The sequence below is a fragment of the Pseudoalteromonas sp. Z9A5 genome (genome assembly GCF_011378875.1).
Taxonomy (GTDB): domain Bacteria; phylum Pseudomonadota; class Gammaproteobacteria; order Enterobacterales; family Alteromonadaceae; genus Pseudoalteromonas.
Map to the genome: position 1 here is coordinate 412 of NZ_WTLC01000062.1, position 17,510 is coordinate 17,921.

General features: G+C 40.5%; 11 protein-coding genes. 3 read left to right on the plus strand and 8 right to left on the minus strand.

Annotated features, from left to right (window positions below; translation table 11 throughout):
• A partial coding sequence (locus GQR56_RS19980) for an Ig-like domain-containing protein (RefSeq protein WP_240920959.1) occupies positions 1-2,499 on the minus strand: 2,499 nt, incomplete at its 3' end.
• 360 nt (positions 2,500-2,859) lie between these two features.
• Here GQR56_RS19980 and GQR56_RS19985 point away from each other — a divergent pair.
• Complete coding sequence (locus GQR56_RS19985) at positions 2,860-4,110, plus strand: TMEM143 family protein (protein WP_166114889.1); 1,251 nt, start codon at positions 2,860-2,862, stop codon at positions 4,108-4,110.
• An 80-nt stretch (positions 4,111-4,190) separates the two neighbouring features.
• Here GQR56_RS19985 and GQR56_RS19990 read toward each other — a convergent pair whose 3' ends face one another.
• The 5 genes from GQR56_RS19990 to GQR56_RS20010 all read right to left on the minus strand — a co-directional run bounded on the left by GQR56_RS19990 (position 4,191) and on the right by GQR56_RS20010 (position 11,229).
• Complete coding sequence (locus GQR56_RS19990) at positions 4,191-7,337, minus strand: CusA/CzcA family heavy metal efflux RND transporter (protein ID WP_166114892.1); 3,147 nt, start codon at positions 7,335-7,337, stop codon at positions 4,191-4,193.
• Positions 7,338-7,345: 8 nt separating this feature from the next.
• Positions 7,346-8,593, minus strand: coding sequence for an efflux RND transporter periplasmic adaptor subunit (locus GQR56_RS19995; protein ID WP_166114896.1), 1,248 nt, complete (start codon positions 8,591-8,593; stop codon positions 7,346-7,348).
• The gene (locus GQR56_RS20000; RefSeq protein ID WP_166114899.1) at positions 8,590-9,843 is read right to left on the minus strand and encodes a TolC family protein; all 1,254 of its coding nucleotides are present in this window, start codon (positions 9,841-9,843) and stop codon (positions 8,590-8,592) included. Before GQR56_RS20000 ends, GQR56_RS19995 begins: the two co-directional genes overlap by 4 nt.
• 166 nt (positions 9,844-10,009) lie before the next feature.
• A complete protein-coding gene (locus GQR56_RS20005; RefSeq protein ID WP_166114905.1) occupies positions 10,010-10,330 on the minus strand; it encodes a hypothetical protein in 321 nt (106 codons plus the stop codon).
• Between the two features lie 80 nt (positions 10,331-10,410).
• Positions 10,411-11,229 carry an AraC family transcriptional regulator gene (locus GQR56_RS20010; RefSeq protein ID WP_166114909.1) on the minus strand — a complete coding sequence of 273 codons (819 nt, stop codon included), beginning with the start codon at positions 11,227-11,229 and terminating at the stop codon, positions 10,411-10,413.
• A gap of 112 nt (positions 11,230-11,341) precedes the next feature.
• On the opposite strand from GQR56_RS20010, the gene GQR56_RS20015 reads away from it, so the two are divergent.
• Entirely contained in the window at positions 11,342-14,428 is a 3,087-nt protein-coding gene (locus tag GQR56_RS20015; RefSeq protein ID WP_166114911.1) for a beta-galactosidase, read from the plus strand.
• Positions 14,429-14,487: 59 nt separating this feature from the next.
• Here the strand turns inward: GQR56_RS20015 and GQR56_RS20020 are convergent, their stop codons facing one another.
• Complete coding sequence (locus GQR56_RS20020) at positions 14,488-14,934, minus strand: DoxX family protein (protein ID WP_024609749.1); 447 nt, start codon at positions 14,932-14,934, stop codon at positions 14,488-14,490.
• Positions 14,935-15,153: 219 nt separating this feature from the next.
• Positions 15,154-16,299, minus strand: coding sequence for an iron-containing alcohol dehydrogenase (locus GQR56_RS20025; protein WP_166114914.1), 1,146 nt, complete (start codon positions 16,297-16,299; stop codon positions 15,154-15,156).
• A gap of 194 nt (positions 16,300-16,493) precedes the next feature.
• Here GQR56_RS20025 and GQR56_RS20030 point away from each other — a divergent pair, with 194 nt between their 5' ends.
• Entirely contained in the window at positions 16,494-17,390 is an 897-nt protein-coding gene (locus tag GQR56_RS20030; RefSeq protein WP_166114917.1) for an AraC family transcriptional regulator, read from the plus strand.
• Positions 17,391-17,510 lie beyond the last annotated feature (120 nt).

The window sequence follows — 17,510 nt, forward strand, 5'->3', positions numbered from 1 at the left end:
AGGATTACCTGCCACATCTGATGCAGTTGCTGTGGCGGTTAATGTGCCATCGTTTAATGCGCTTGCATCAATTGGATCTGTTACGTATTCGCCGTTAATTACGGTTGCTTGTACTTCAACTGGCGGATTAACGCCGTCGCTGATTGTTACAGTAACGGTTTGACCATCTTCAACGTCAGTAACTGTACCGCGTACAACAATTGCGGAACTTTCACCGTTGCCGTTAATAATACCGTCGTCAGTTTTATCAATGCTAGTTGTAATAGCTGCGGTACTGTCTTGCGAAAATGAATCTACGGCTTGGATAGCGTTTCCTGCGGTATCAGCTACGTTTGCCGTTGCTGTTATTTCACCATCTGCTAATGATGAAATATCTATTCCTGTTAATTCATATTGTCCGTTTTCAACAATAGCAGTAACTTGAACTTCATTACCTTCGCTATCAGAAAGTATAATAGTAACTTCTTGACCATCTTCAATACCGTCCACGGTGCCGCTTAAAGAGAGATCTGTATTCTCAGAATTTCCATTTACAACGCCATCATTTGTTTTATCAATATTTAGTGTAAGCGTATTTTGAGTGTCTTTTACGAGCGCTACATTTTTTGTTACTTCGTTGCCTGCTGCGTCAAAAATACTTACTTGTGCTGATATTTCGCCATCAATAAGTGATTCTATATCACCACTTATTTGCCAATTTCCGTTCTCGTCAACTTCAGTATTTACAATAACTTGCTGACCATTGCTATCAATAAAGGTAACCGTTACTTGTTGACCTGGCTCAACATCAGCAACAGTTCCGCTTAAAGCTACGTTACTTTGTTCTGCGCTATTTATAACGCCATCAGTATCTTCTACTGTAAAAGTGGTATCAATTAAATTGTCATGTTGGACTTCATCTAATGAAGTTGCAGAATTTCCGGCTAAATCTTGTGCGGTTGCGGTAGCTGTAATCGTTCCATCGTTAAATGTTGAAAGATCTATACCTGTAATTTCGTATAAACCATTAACAACAATTGCTGTTAGTGTGAGCGGAGCATTTACACCGTCGTTTATAACAACGGTAACAACTTGACCATCTTCAATACCTTCAACTGACCCTCTAATGGTAACGTTTGTGTCTTCTGCATTACCGTTTAATACACCGTCGCTGGTTTTATCTATTTCAACATTAATTGATGCGGTTTTGTCTTGCTCAACAGTATCTTGTGCTGTAGCGCTATTACCAAGTAGATCTTGGGCTGAAGCTGTAGCTGTAATAGTGCCATTATTCAAAATAGAAATATCAGCTTCGAATTGATACATACCATTTTCAACAATTGCATTAACGGTAATTTCATTGCCGTCAGCATCTTGCAATATCACTACAACCGTTTGACCATCTTCTATACCTACAACCGTACCCGACACCAACACTATATTTTCGGCAGAGTTGATTACGCCATCGTCAGTTTCGCTTATTTCAACGGTAATAGTTGCAGTTGTATCTTTTGTAAATGATTTTTGAGTTTGCGTGTCATTGCCGGCTATATCAATAGTACTCACTTGTACCGAATAATCGCCATCGGCTAAATCTGCAAATGGCTGAGAACCAATACTCCACTGCCCATCGATAATGGTGGTTTCGTATGTAGCAACAACAGCACCTGATGCGTCTAATATTGTTACAGTAACTATTTGTCCGTCTTGGACATCTTCAACTTCACCTTCAATTTCGGTAGCTGAATTTGTATTTAGACCATCTTCAAAATCAATGAAAATATTAGCTTCGGTGTCTTTTATTTTTGTTTCACTTGCTGCATCTTCTTCATTGCCGCCAACTAACGAAACGGTTGCAGTTATTTGACCATCATCCAATGTAGTAATATCAACATTACTTACTAACCACATACCATTTTGAACTACTGCGGTAACAATAATTTCATTGCCACTTTGATCACTTAGAATTATTTGTACAATTTCACCGTCGGCAACATTTTCTACAGTGCCAGAAAACTCTAACGCAACAGCTTCGTATTTATTAATAAATATATTATCGCCACCAAAGCGATCAACGGTAAATATGGGATCAGGAATAAATTCAATAAAGTCTTCGTCTTGCCCTTCACTTAATACATCGGGGGTTGTTTCATAACCAGAGTCAGGGATCAGCTTCTGTGCATGACGCGATATTAATTTAAATGCGACTTCGGCTTGGCTTCCGTCAATTTGGCTAATTTTTATATTGTTATTATTTTGGCTGAGTGGACTATCTGAAGGATTTTGACTTAAATCGGTTACGAGTTGTGCAATAATATCTTGCGGTACCGTATACTCTTTATTGCCTTCAGGGAATACAAGTTCATTACCTTCAAGTTCAATATCGTTACTATTTAATACTGGTAAGTCTCTTAATTGCTCAGGTACTGAGTCTACTTCGACCCAATCTCCATTTTCCATTACAACCCAGATATTATTAAGTAGTTCAACAATCGCAACAGCTTGATTTAAAATTTCCAAAGTAGATCCTAAACAATTGATAACGTTATTATTAAATTAACAATAACTTATTTATTATGATTTTACACAAAAGCAGTATTAAAACCAAAATATTTTACAAAAAAGTAACATTGATTTTTATATTGATTTAGCTAAATTTAAACTAATATAAATGCTTTTATACTATAAATAACATAAAAATCAATACTAAAATTGTTACTAACAAATAAACACTCTTAAACTTATTTTTTAAAAAATATATTCACAAAAACAAATGGTTAATAACTAGACTAAAAAATGTTAACATATTAACTATAATTTATAGGTTGTTTTATGTTCTCAAAATGCAGCCCCTTTCACGCAAATAGTAGTTATTAATTTATGCAAAACGCGCGTTATATTCCATTCAGAAAACACGATATTGTAGCCATGTGTAGCGAAGAGCTTAAAAGCAGTACACAACAAGCATCGTTTAAACAATTTTGCGACTTACTGGCTAGCCTTATTCATTACGATTACCACTCAATACTTGAGTCACTTAAAAACAACTATGCGCCATTTGATCCTAATAGCGATACACGCTCTTTAGCGCCTGTATCTGTTGAGCAAAAAGCACAATGCCAACATGAATTTGCTAAAGATTTTGCTAAAGTATTAAACGCAGCTAATTTTGAAGTGATCACAAATGAAGACTTACAAGACGCATTAAACGAAGAGTCACTATTTAAAGTGCGCCTTGAAGTTGAGTTTGACGACTTTGAAGAAGTGGTTTTTTATCGCCGTGGCGAGTCGCAACTCACTGAAACCATTACCAGCTTTTGGGGCTTGCGTAAAAAGCCGCTGCACTTTACTAATTACGACCGTGTTGCCGTGTTTATTCGCTTTAAAGATAGCGCTTATTTTGAAGCTAAAAATAAAACGCCAATGGGATTTGAGCCAAGTTCAACCATAGTAAAGCTGTTTCAAAATGTACCAAAGGCCGATCTCGAAATGCTATTTCCTAATAGTGAAGTACGCATGCGCCCTATTGATAAAGCAATTATTGGCTCATCTGCTTTAGTTGGCGGTGCAGTGGTACTTATAACTAAACTTGGCGCATCAATCGTATTATTGCTTGCTCTGTTTGCTTTTTGGGGTGGTTTTAGAAGTGAAGCTGTGGAAATGACCCAACAACATTTTATTACCTTTGCTATTGGCATGGGGGTTTTTGGCAGCTTTATTTTTAAAGAATGGAGTAAGTTTAAAAACCGTAAAATAAAATTTATGAAAGCCCTAAGCGATAACCTCTACTTTAAAAACCTCGATAATAACGCGGGTGTTTTTCATACGCTTATTGACGCCGCCGAAGAAGAAGACATAAAAGAAGCCCTGCTTGCGTATACCTTTTTACTAAAATCAGAAAGCGGCTTAACCGCACAAACGCTTGATGAACAAATAGAGCATTGGTTTAAAAATAAATACCAGTGCGATCTTGATTTTGAAATTAGCGACGCACTTGAAAAGCTGGTACGTATGCGTTTGGTAACGTGTAGTAACGAAATAGAAGGTAGTGAAGTGTATAGCGCACTGAGTTTAGAACACGCAAAAACGATATTAGATGAGCGTTGGGATAATCTGTTTCAGTATAATTAACCTAAACTCTGATTAATTAGTTTATAAAAAGCAGCTGTAAGTACAGCTGCTTTTTTGATTACATTATTAATAGCTAATATTTAAGCTAATTCAGCTTCTGCTTTTTTAGTAAATTTAGAATGCACTAATTTATAAAGTGCAGGCAATATTAATAGTGTCAGTAGAGTTGATGAAATAATCCCGCCAACCACTACGGTGGCGAGAGGTTTTTGCATTTCAGAACCCGTTCCCGAATTAAGCGCCATAGGTATAAAGCCTAAACTTGCCACCAGCGCCGTCATCAGTACTGGGCGCAAGCGCTGTAATGCACCGCTGTGAATTGCATCAAACAAACTTAAACCATCGCTTCGTAACTGCTTAATAAACGACAGCATAACCACGCCGTTTAATACCGCTACACCACTTAGGGCAATAAAGCCGACACCCGCTGAGATTGACAGCGGCATATCGCGCAGCAATAAAGCAAGTACACCACCCGTTAATGCCAGTGGCACACCACTAAATATAATCAATGAATCACGAAGCGATCCAAAGGCGCTATACAGTAAGCCAAATATAAGCAGTAAAGTGACCGGCACAACCAACGACAATCGCTTACTTGCCGATTGTAGCTGCTCAAACGTGCCGCCGTATTCAAGCCAATAGCCACTTGGTAAGTTAAGTGATTCATTCATGCTTGCTTGCGCATCACTTACGAAGCTTGCTAAATCGCGCCCTTCCACATTGGCAGTTACCACTACGTTACGCTTACCGCTTTCGCGGTTTATTTGATTAGGCCCTTTTTCAATGCTAATTGTTGCCACTTCGCCAAGCGGTACAAACGCAAGTTCTGGGTTACTATCTTTAGGTAAAGCAACTGGCAAACGAGCAAGTGCTGATACATCGCTAGACCAACGTTTATCAAGGCGCACAAATAACGAAAAGCGTTTATCGCCCTCGTAAATTAGCCCGGTTTGCACGCCGCCAACAGCGGCGGCAAGTGTTTGTTGAATATCGTTTACGCTTAAACCCAGTAACGCCATGTGGTCGCGCATTGGTGTTACCGAAAGTGTTGGCAATCCTTCCATTTGCTCCAAACGTACATCGGTAGCGCCTGCAATATTACGCATTAGCCCTGTGGCTTTTTCGCCAAACTCTTTAAGTACGCTTAAGTCGTCACCATAAATACGCAGTGCCACATCAGCGCGCACGCCAGCAATTAACTCGTTAAAGCGCATTTCTATTGGTTGTGTAAATTCGTAATTATTACCCGGTACATCGTTAACACGGGTACGAATTTGTTGAACCAACTCTGCCTTAGTAAGTGCTGGATTAGGCCACTTTTCTTGCGGTTTGAGTATTAAAAAAGTATCGGCAACATTGGGCGGCATAGGATCGCTTGCTACATCGGCAGTACCAATTTTTGAAAATACGTTAGCAACCTCAGGCTGATCTAATATGGCTTGTTCAAGTTCTTTTTGCATTTGCACAGATTGCTCAATACCAGTGCCAGTAATGCGCAGCGCGTGCATAGCAATATCACCCTCATCAAGTTTCGGTAAAAATTCTGCGCCCATGTTTTTAACTTTAAAACCAAGCACTAATACTAATGCAGTGGCAATACCCACCATCAGCCACGGTAATTTAAGCGATATACCAAGTAATGGCTTATACACTTTTTTAACGCCGCGCATGACTGCGTTTTCGGTTTCATCAACCTTACCGCGAACAAACACTGCAATAGCAGCCGGTACAAAGGTAACGCCAAATATAAGCGCGCCAATTAACGCCGCAACTACAGTAAATGCCATTGGCTGAAACATTTTGCCTTCAACGCCGCTTAGTGCAAATAAAGGTAAGTAAACCAGCATAATAATAACAATGCCAAATACAGCCGGTGTAAATACTTCTTTGGTGGCTGCGGTCACTACATTTAAACGCTCGTTTAAGGTAAGTAGCCTGCCATGTTTATGCTGAGCTACACCGAGTTGGCGCAGGCAGTTTTCAACAACAATTACAGCGCCATCAACAATTAAACCAAAGTCGATTGCGCCTAAACTCATTAGGTTACCCGATACGCGATTACCCACCATACCTGTAACGGCAAACAACATACTCAACGGAATAACCATTGCCGTAATAAGCGCGCCCGTTACATTGCCCAGCAGTAATAGCAAAATCACTATCACTAAAACGGCACCTTCAAATAAGTTGGTTTGCACGGTTGCTATGGTTTTATCAACAAGAGTAGTACGGTCGTAAACCGCTTCAACAATAACGCCAGCGGGTAAGCTTTTTTGCACATCAACTAACTTATCAGCCATAGCTTTTGCCACTACGCGGCTGTTTTCACCAATTAGCATCATCGCGGTACCGAGCACAGTTTCCTCACCATTATAAGTGGCTGCGCCGGTTCTAAGCTCTTTGCCTAAATGCACATTTGCTACATCTTTAATGCGTACCGGTGCATCATCGCGCTTAGCAATAACGGTATTGGCTATATCATCAATGCTTTTTAATTGCCCAGGTGAGCGCACTAAATATTGCCCGTCAAAGCGCTCTATAAACCCCGCACCTTGATTACTATTATTTAATTTAAGTGCCGTAATAACATCACTTAGCGTGAGCTTATAAGCGAGTAGTTTTTCGGGCATTGGCGCTACTTGGTACTGGCGCTCAAAACCACCTTGGCTGTTTATTTCGGTTACGCCTTTTACTTTTAAAAGCTGCGGACGAATAACCCAATCTTGCAAAGTACGTAAGTCTTCGGCGTTGTAGGCAGTGCCATCTTCTTTTAACGCATTAGGCGCGGCGTGCACACTATAAGTAAATATTTCGCCTAAACCACTGGCAATAGGACCCAAGTTTGGCTCTACGTTATTAGGTAAGTCGGAGCGAATACTTTGAATACGCTCACCAATTTGCTGACGCGCCCAATAAATATCGGTGCCTTCATCAAAAATAACCGTTACTTGCGAAAGCCCATAACGCGAAAGCGAACGGGTGTAATCAAGCTTAGGTATGCCCGCCATGGCGGTTTCTACTAAGTAGGTAATGCGTTGCTCTACCTCTAATGGCGTAAAGCCCTGCGCTTTGGTATTAATTTGCACTTGTACGTTGGTTATATCGGGTACTGCGTCTACCGCTAAATTTTGAATGTTGTATACACCAAATCCAGCAAATAAAAATGTAAGCGCAAGCACCAGCATGCGGCGTTTAACCGCAAAAGAAACTATCCAATTAATCATGGTGCCTCCTAGTGAGCGTGGCTTGCGCCGCTTTTTAAAATATCGGCTTTAATGACATAACTATTGTCTGTTACGTATTCGCTACCCGCGTTTAAGCCTGCAAGTACTTCTACCCACTCGCTATTTTTTGCACCTAAGGTAACGGGGCGCACTTCAAATACATTATTTTTACGAACAAACACACTGGGTTGACCGTTAAACTCTTGAATTGCTTGTGGCTTAACACGTACGCTGGCATTTATTTTAGCCACACTTACATCGCTATTTATATGCATGCCTGGGCGCCAATGCCCGTCTGGATTATTAAGCTCTATACGGGCACGCGCTATGTGCCCGCCTGTCATCATTGGGGCTATAAAAAACACTTTGCCTTGCGTATTTAAATGGTGATGTAGGTCGTACACCTTAGCGCTTTGACCAATGGCTAGCTTTTCAATGTTTTCAGGAAAAGCCGATAACTCAACCCATACTTTATCAAGGTTAACTACCTGCATTAGTGCACTGGTGCTTGCAAGCTCGCCACGCTTTAAGTATTGCTCGGTTACAACACCGCTAATTGGACTTTTAATGGGGTAATTTTGCAGTGTTTCACGGTTGGTTACGCTGGCAAGTACTTCGCCTTTTTTAACGTTTTGACCAATGCTTACAAAAATATCACTGATCAATCCTGTATACGGCGCCATTACTTCTACCGTGCCGTGCTGCGTTGGGGCAATAACGCCAAAAAGCGTATCGGTAATATCCACTTCACCACTTTGCGCTATCTCAGTTTTAATACCTGCGCGCTCAATAGCTCGCTCTGTTAGCGTGGTACGGCCTTCGTGTTGGTCGTATTCATAGCTAATACTCTCGCCTTTATAATTAGCAGTAACGGCAAGTGCAAACGAATGTGGTTCGTTAATTGATTGCGTGCTCACAAGGTAGTCGCCCTCAGCTGCAAACTGTATATTTTGCGGGGCTTCAACTAAGCGCTTTAAACTCATTGTTATGTTTAAGTCGTTTATATTAATTGGCTTATTTTGCTTATAGCCGTATACGCGCAGCTCAACATTACCTGCAAATTCTTGTAATTTAAGCTCAAGGGTTAATTTAGGATCCGTTAATAAAAAGCCACCGTGTGGACCTTGCTTTTGCTCGTGTTGTTCTGTTTCTTTATGACCTGACTCGCCATGCTCAGCAGAGGCAAATACACCTGTGCTTACAAAGCTGCTGGCAAACGAAAGTGATACTAATAACGCGATTATATTTTTATTCATGATTGATGAGTCTCAATTAAAGATTGTCCTGTTAAACGCTCAAGAGTAAGTAGCACTTGGTACAGCTCTGCGTGAGTTGTAATAAGTGTGCGTTTAGAATCAAAAAGTGCTTGTTGAGCATCAAGCAATTGCAACACCGAAATTTGTCCGCGTTGATAACTTTTTAGGCTTTGCTCAATCAATGTTTGTGCCTGAGGAATAATTTGATCAGATAATAGCTTTGCCTGATTAGCTCTACCTTGATAATAAGCGTACAAAGTACGTACTTGCTGGCGTAGCTGGATGCGCAATTGCCCTTGCTGCTCATTTAAAAGCATGAGCTGACTATTTGCAGCTGCAATATTGCCGCTATTAGAATTACTTAATTGCAGTGGCATAGAAAACGAAAACACTAACGAGCTGGAGTCATTTTGCTGGTTATAGCGCACGCCTCCCCCTACGTTAATATCGGTTTGTCCGCTTGCTTTTTGTAGTGTTAAATTAGCTGTTTGCTGTAAATATTGCTGTTGTAATAATGCAAATTCAGGGGCTTGGTTAACCGCATCTAAAAGTGCTTGCGCTGATTTAAGCGCAGTAATTGCATTAATATTGCCAGCAAAAGTATCGTAGGGTTGCTCCTCACTCCATAACTCGTTAAGCGATAAACTTGCTCGCTCAAATTCACTATTAAGCATGGCTTTATCAAGCTCTACTTGGCTAAGTGCATAACGCATGCGCGTTACATCGGCTTGCGACGCTGCACCCGCATTAGCTCTTTGTTCAATCGCTTTAAGCGCTTGGGTTACCACCTGTTTACGCTCGTTATTTAAACTTAATAAGGTTTGAAATTTAAGCCCTTGGTAGTATCGCTCAGCAGTGGTTGCTAATAAGGCTAAACGGGTATTTTCATACTGTATTGCTTGGGCTTTTATATTGGCGGTTGCGTAATTAATACGGCTTTGGCGCTTATCGCCCAGCTCTATTAGTTGGCTAAACCCGAGTGTTATTTCAGCGCCTTGAATACCACGCGCCTTGTTAGTGCCCAGTAAGTTTTCGGCTTCAACATTCAATACAGGGTTAGGCGAAAGTGCAGCTTGGGTTTTAAGCGCACTCAATATTTTTTGATGATAAGGGTAGCGTTTTAATACCAGATTTTGTTGTTCGGTATTACTCAGCGCTTGTTTAAGGGTTAATGTTTTAACATTCGCCAAAGTACTAAAAGCAGGTAACGCGCACATTAGTGCCACCAGCATAATTGGTTTTTTATTCATATAGCGTGTCCGTTTTTTAACAAACAGAGTTAACTTGAGCACGATATTGGCATTTAAAAATCAAAACCAAACGTGCATCAAGTAACCTAAATATGCATATAACAGAGCCTAAACAACGCATAAGCGCAGGCTGTAATATACAAAGTATTTAAAATTAAATTAAAAACTAACTAAGTGAATTGGGTGGCGGTACATCTGGCGGGTAATTTAACCCGTTATAGCACGCAGGCGAAGTTGCTTTACTTTGCTCTGGGCTTATTGAATGGCTAGAGGTGCTGTTGTAGCCACAATGGCAATGTTGGTGGGCATGAATTTCGGTAGTCGATGTTTTATCGCTTTGGTTATCATCGGCTGTGGAGTCGCCTTGCGATGACGAACTGTTTACGTGATCAACGTCTTCTTGCAAATGATACGCAGCGCCATCACAGCTAATAAAGCTGTGCACAAGCACTAATAATATCACTATTAAAAAACGGTTTGAACGCATTACCTACCTAAAACTCTAAAATGCAATTTAAGAAATCACACAATACCTTAAATTTATTCAAATGTAGAGAGCCGTTAACGTTATTTTCTAAATTCGCTTGGCGACACACCTACCGACTTCTTAAAACGTTTGGAAAAATTAAAAATATTAGAGTACCCCACATAACTTGCCACATGCGAAATTGGCCAAGCCGTGTTTAACAATAAGTTTTTAGCCCGTTCAATGCGTAAATAAATAAGTTGTTGTATAGGGCTTTTACCAAATTGGGCTTGGCATAAACGATGTAAATGCGGCGATGAGTAATGTACATGTTCGCACATTGCCTCTATTGTCCAATCAAACTGTAAGCGCTTATCTACCTCTTCAAACAAACTAATTAAACGGTTATGCGCCGCACCTTGTGAGTTATTTTGCAGCGTAGCATTTAAGTAATGACTTAAAATAGGCGTTACGCTTTCGCGTAAATTAGCATTGGGCTCGCTATATAAAAGCTCCATAGCAAGGTGTAACGGTTCAAGTTTTTGCTCGGTTAATACCAATGCTTGCGCTAAGTTTAAATGCTGCCAACGTTTAGTATTTGCAAGGTTTAACCAAATAACATCCCAATGTTCAGCATCAATTTTCACTTCAAAGCTTTGCTTTGCTGGTAGCACAATAAGTGTATTGGCATTAAGTGTGTACTGCTCATTTTGTGTTGTTAATTTACCCTGCCCTGCAAGTGTATAAAAAAGTGTATGTTCTAGCGGTGCTGAGCGTGCTACGCAATAACGACCCGATAGGTTTGAGCAACCCGCAAGTGCTATTTCAAGGTTTGGCATTTGCGCGAGCGTTGGTGAATCAATAAAGCGTTCTATACAGCTCGGACCAATATCGAGTATGTCTTTAATGTTATAGCGCATAATTACAATGATAGTTTTGGATAAATAAAGGAGAGCTTTAAGCATAACCCCTGTGATTATTTTTAGCTATATTTAGCACATTATAATTGCCCGCTTATGCAATAGGATAAACATGACCTCTTTACAGCACATAATTAATCGCCGCGATTGGGAAAACCCAATTTCAGTACAAGTTAATCAAGTAAAAGCGCACAGCCCATTAAATGGCTTTAAAAGCGTTGAACATGCTCGCACCAATACACAGCCACAAAAGCAGTGTTTAAATGGGCAATGGGACTTTAAATTATTTGATAAACCCGAAGCGGTTGATGAATCGTTGCTAAGTGAAACACTAAACAGCGACTGGCAAAATATTACAGTGCCTTCTAACTGGCAATTACACGGCTTTGATAAACCTATTTATTGTAATGTTAAATATCCGTTTGCAGTTAACCCGCCTTTTGTACCAAGCGATAACCCTACTGGCTGTTACCGTACTGAATTTAATATAAGCGAAAGTCAGCTAACTCAACGTAATCATATTATTTTTGAAGGCGTTAACTCGGCGTTTCACCTGTGGTGTAACGGACAATGGGTGGGTTATTCACAAGATAGCCGCTTACCAAGCGAGTTTGATTTAAGCGAACTGTTAGTTGCTGGCACTAACCGTATTGCCGTTATGGTTATTCGTTGGAGCGATGGCAGTTATTTAGAAGATCAGGACATGTGGTGGCTAAGCGGTATTTTTCGCGATGTTAACTTACTTACAAAACCACAAAACCAAATACGTGATGTGTTTATAACCCCCGATTTTGACGCTTGCTATCGCGATGCAACGCTACATATAAAAACGGCGATTAATGCGCCAAATAACTACCAAATAGCAGTGCAAGTTTTTGATGGCGAACAGGCGCTATGTGAGCCACAAATTCAAAGCACTAACAATAAACGTGTTGATGAAAAAGGTGGCTGGAGCGATGTAGTATTTCAAGCAATTGATATACAAAGTCCTAAAAAATGGACCGCCGAAACCCCGTACTTATACCGCTGCGTTGTGAGCCTGCTTGATGAGCAAGGCAATACCGTAGACGTTGAAGCCTATAACATTGGCTTTAGAAAAGTAGAAATGCTTAACGGGCAACTGTGTGTAAATGGCAAACCGTTACTTATACGCGGCGTTAACCGCCACGAACACCACCCAGAAAATGGTCATGCAGTTACTACCACCGATATGATTGAAGATATTAAGCTGATGAAGCAAAATAACTTTAACGCCGTGCGTACTGCTCACTACCCTAATCATCCCCGTTTTTACGAGCTATGTGACCAGCTAGGTTTATACGTAGTTGATGAAGCAAATATAGAAACCCATGGCATGTTTCCTATGGGCAGGCTTGCAAGCGACCCGCAGTGGGCTGGTGCATTTATGTCGCGTTATACACAAATGGTTGAACGCGATAAAAACCACGCCTCAATTATTATTTGGTCATTGGGTAACGAATGCGGACACGGCGCAAATCATGATGCGATGTACGGCTGGTCAAAAAGCTTTGACCCCTCTCGCCCAGTGCAATACGAAGGCGGCGGCGCAAATACAACGGCTACTGATATTATTTGCCCAATGTACGCCCGTGTAAATACCGATATTAAAGACGATGCGGTACCTAAATACTCTATTAAAAAGTGGCTAAGCCTACCGGGTGAAACTCGCCCACTTATTTTATGTGAATACGCCCATGCAATGGGTAACAGCCTAGGTAGCTTTGACGATTACTGGCAAGCATTTAGAGAATACCCACGCCTGCAAGGCGGCTTTATTTGGGATTGGGTAGACCAAGGTTTATCTAAAACAGACGAAAACGGCAAGCATTATTGGGCTTACGGCGGCGACTTTGGTGATGAACTAAATGACCGTCAATTTTGTATAAACGGGTTATTGTTCCCAGACCGCACGCCGCACCCTAGCCTGTTTGAAGCTAAATACAGCCAGCAGCATTTACAATTTACGCTGCGTGAGCAAAATCAAAACCAATACAGCATTGATGTATTTAGCGATTACGTATTTAGACACACCGATAACGAAAAGCTCATTTGGCAACTAATGCAAAATGGCATCTGTGTTGAACAAGGCGAGCATGTACTTAATATTGCCCCGCAAAGTACGCACACGTTAACGATTAAAACTAAAACAGCGTTTGAGCAAGGTGCGCAATATTACCTTAATTTAGATGTAGCACTAATTAACGACTCACACTTTGCAAACGCTCAACATATTATGGATACCGAGCAGTTTAAGCTAATGAACAGTAATAATTTAAACGATAAATCATTTACACCAACCTCTAAGCAAAGCGCTATAAGTGTTAATGAAACCGACTCCCACCTAAGTATTGAAAACGATAAGTTTAAACTTATTTTTAGCAAGCAATCAGGGCTTATAGAGCAGTGGTTACAAAACGATACTCAGGTTATTAGTAGCCCACTGGTTGATAACTTTTATCGTGCCCCACTTGATAACGACATTGGCGTAAGCGAAGTAGACAATCTAGACCCTAATGCATGGGAGGCACGTTGGTTGCGTGCAGGTATAGGGCAATGGCAGCGCACATGCAGCTCAATTCACGCAGTGCAATCAAGTGTTGATGTACGTATTACTTGTGTATTTAATTACGAGTTTAATGGCGTGCTACAAGCTCAAACACAGTGGTTATATACACTAAATAATACCGGTAATATTAGCCTAAATATTGACGTGAACTTAAACGATACTCTGCCGCCAATGCCGCGTATAGGGCTAAGTACAACGCTTAACAAGCAAAGCGATACAAAAGTAAACTGGCTGGGTTTAGGTCCTTTTGAAAACTACCCAGATCGCAAAGCCGCCGCACGTTTAGGTTATTACAGTTTGAACTTAAATGAGCTACATACACCGTATATATTCCCAACTGATAATGGTCTGCGTAGCGATTGCCAATTACTGAGTATTAATAACTTAACCGTGACTGGCGCGTTTTTGTTTGCAGCCAGTGCTTATTCGCAAAGTATGCTAACGCAAGCGAAACACACTAACGAACTAATTGCTGATAATTGCATACATGTACACATTGATCATCAACATATGGGCGTAGGTGGTGATGATTCGTGGAGCCCAAGTACCCATAAAGAATATTTACTTGAGCAAAAGCAGTACAGTTATTCTTTAACTTTTTCAGCTAAATAATTTAGTAGTTAACCTACAAAAATAGCGGCCAAATTGGCCGCTATTTTTAATTAAAAACGCTATTTTTTAGCTAGTTTTTTAGCTAATACATTATCAAGCGAAAAGCTTCCCGCTCCCTGAATTGCTAAAACCACAGTCACAACTAGTAACGTTAATGCGTATTCATAGCCATTGTTTGCCATAAATAAGCCATTACTAATATGTACGCTAAAAATAGCAATCAGCATAGTAAAGCCAGCAACTACAGCTGCTGGGCGTGTTAATAAACCAATTGCCAATGCAATGCCGCCAAAAAATTCTGCGCTGCCAGCCATCATTGCTAACCAATAACCTGGCTCTAATCCCATACTTGCCATCCATTGGCCTGTACCTTCAAGCCCGTAACCGCCAAACCAAGCAAATAGTTTTTGTGCACCATGCGCCGCTAAAATAAGACCAACTGGCACTCGTAAAATTAATGCTGCTACGCCTGCTCTTGAGCTAAGTAATGTGTTTAGTAATTTCATGAATTTTAGTCCTGTTTTAATTTATTTAAACGTTAGATTTGTTCTTAACCGTTGAGCACAGTTTACTATCATCATTTAAAAACATTAATACGGAATTTATTGGTTAATTAGCAACGCAGTATTTATAATAAACCATAAAAAAACCGCCAACCTAAAGGTTGACGGTTTTTTATTAACGCTAAAACTTAGTATATTTAAGTAAGCGCTTAGCTTTGAAAATTAAGCAACTGCTTGCTCTAAAATTTCGCGGCTTTCTTTAAGCGTAATAGCTTGGTTTTCACCAAGTGCCAGCATGCCGTGTGCTTCAAGTTTGCCAATAATATTGTCAATAGCAGCGGCTTTATCATCGCCATGTTCAGTAAGCACAGTAGCTACGTCAAGGCTGTGGTAAAACGCTTCGATTGCTAAAATTGTTTTCTCAGCTAAGTCGTCAGATTGCTCAAGACCAAATACGTTTTTACCCATTTGCTCTAGTTTTGCTTTTTTAACTGCAAATTGGTTGCGTAGTAAAGAAGGCTGAACAATAGCAAGTGAACGAGCATGGTCAACGCCGTAAGCGGCTGTAAGTTCATGACCAATCATGTGTGTTGCCCAATCTTGCGATACACCAGAACCAATTAAACCATTAAGTGCTTGGTTAGCTGCCCACATAAGGTTTGCACGCCATGCATCGTCTTGATTTTCAAAGTTGTCGCCTAATGTTTTAAGCGTTCTTAAAAGTGCCTCTGCGTAACCTTCTTGAACCAATGCCGTTTCAGGGAATGTTAGGTACTGCTCACATGTATGAACCCATGCATCTACTAAACCATTTACAAGTTGACGCTGCGGTAATGTTTTCATTACATCAGGGTCCATAATCGCAAATTTAGGAAGTACTTCTGGTGATGCAAACGGTAGTTTTTGCTTCGTTGCTTCTTTGCTCACAACTGAGTTTTGGTTAGACTCTGAACCCGTTGCAGGCAATGTTAATATTGCACCAATTGGTAATGCGCTAGTAATAGTGTGCTTACCAGTAGGAATATCCCAACCTTCGCCATCATAAACCGCAGACGCTGCAATGTATTTAACGCCGTCGATTACTGAACCGCCGCCTACACCTAGTACAAAGTCGATACCTTGTTCTTTACAAATTTTTACTGCTTGGTCTAACACTTCAATTGTTGGGTTAGCGCCAACGCCCGAAAACTCAACCCAATCAAAGCCTTCAAGTGCTGCTGCAACTTGGTCGTACACGCCATTCTTTTTAATTGAACCGCCGCCGTACACTACAAGTACTTTTTGATCTTTTGCGATCAAATCAGTTAGTGAGGCAATTTGTTCTTGGCCGAACTGGATAAGTGTTGGATTTACGTAGCTAAATTTCATTATTTTGCTCCTAGGTGACGGTTAATTGCTGAGTACTTTACTTAGTTACCTAATCAAAGTATCTAATAAAGTATCGATGTGTGCATATTAGTGGCAAAACAAACATAAAAAAAGCCCAATAACTCGCAAAAGCTTGCCTAAAACTATCAACATTGTTATTTTACGCAAAATACACTCAATTAAAGATGCCTTTTATGCCCACCATAGCCAATATGTTGCAACAATACGCCGAGCATAATCAATTACTCAGCTTTGAAGGCACCATGGAAACTATTATTCCAGGCGTGTATTTTCATCGAGCAACTAAAAGTTCATCTCGTCAGCCGCTTATATATAACTCAGGTATTATTATTGTTGGGCAAGGTCATAAAATAATTCACTTTCCTGAACATCAAATAAAATACGGCGCAGGCGACTACTTAGTCCTTGGCGTACCGGTGCCATTAGAGTGTGAAGCATTTACCGATAACGATTTACCCGTTATGGGAATTGCCATAGATATAAACCCTGCAATGCTACACAAACTCGTTAATCAAATAATGCAGCATAAGCCTCTTTCAGTGTCATCGTCGTCAACACAAATTGGTGCAGTGCAGTCCGCAACTCTAGATACAGCAATGGAGCTCGTTACTCATCGGTTATTAACTGTGTTAAATAACCCACTTGAGGCAGAGATATTTGGCGAAGATATAGTAAAAGAATTGGTATATCGCGTACTTTGCGGCCCTCAAGGCAACACCTTAATAGGTCTTGCGATGCATGATGGACATTATGCTCGCATAGCACGTACGCTATCTACTATGCACAGTAGTTATGCCAACCAAATAACTGTTGAAGGTTTAGCGGAAGATGTAAACATGAGTGTATCGTCGTTTCATCGTGCCTTTAAGCAAGTTACTTTTGAGTCGCCATTGCAGTACTTAAAAAAAGTACGCTTAGCTAAAGCAAAAGAACTCATTACTGCCAGCGGCAGTAAAGCCAACGAAGCAGCATTAAAAGTAGGTTATACCAGCCCATCGCAGTTTAGCCGCGAATTTAAACGCCACTTTAATAAAACACCTAGCGAAGTATTAACTCAGCTGCATAGCTAGCCCACAAAAAAGCCACTATAAAAGTTAACACCGATCAGTTAAGGTATTTTTGATCGGTTGACCGATCTTTTGGTTGCTTCACAATACCCTTATCATCTTTTGATTATGAGGGTATTTTTA

Coding starts and splice junctions, on each gene's coding strand:
- GQR56_RS20005 (WP_166114905.1), bottom strand. CDS start 10,330: ATGCGTTCAAACCGTTTTTTAATAGTGATATTATTAGTGCTTGTGCAC.
- GQR56_RS20020 (WP_024609749.1), bottom strand. CDS start 14,934: ATGAAATTACTAAACACATTACTTAGCTCAAGAGCAGGCGTAGCAGCA.
- GQR56_RS20025 (WP_166114914.1), bottom strand. CDS start 16,299: ATGAAATTTAGCTACGTAAATCCAACACTTATCCAGTTCGGCCAAGAA.
- GQR56_RS20000 (WP_166114899.1), bottom strand. CDS start 9,843: ATGAATAAAAAACCAATTATGCTGGTGGCACTAATGTGCGCGTTACCT.
- GQR56_RS20015 (WP_166114911.1), top strand. CDS start 11,342: ATGACCTCTTTACAGCACATAATTAATCGCCGCGATTGGGAAAACCCA.
- GQR56_RS19995 (WP_166114896.1), bottom strand. CDS start 8,593: ATGAATAAAAATATAATCGCGTTATTAGTATCACTTTCGTTTGCCAGC.
- GQR56_RS20030 (WP_166114917.1), top strand. CDS start 16,494: ATGCCCACCATAGCCAATATGTTGCAACAATACGCCGAGCATAATCAA.
- GQR56_RS19990 (WP_166114892.1), bottom strand. CDS start 7,337: ATGATTAATTGGATAGTTTCTTTTGCGGTTAAACGCCGCATGCTGGTG.
- GQR56_RS19985 (WP_166114889.1), top strand. CDS start 2,860: ATGCAAAACGCGCGTTATATTCCATTCAGAAAACACGATATTGTAGCC.
- GQR56_RS20010 (WP_166114909.1), bottom strand. CDS start 11,229: ATGCGCTATAACATTAAAGACATACTCGATATTGGTCCGAGCTGTATA.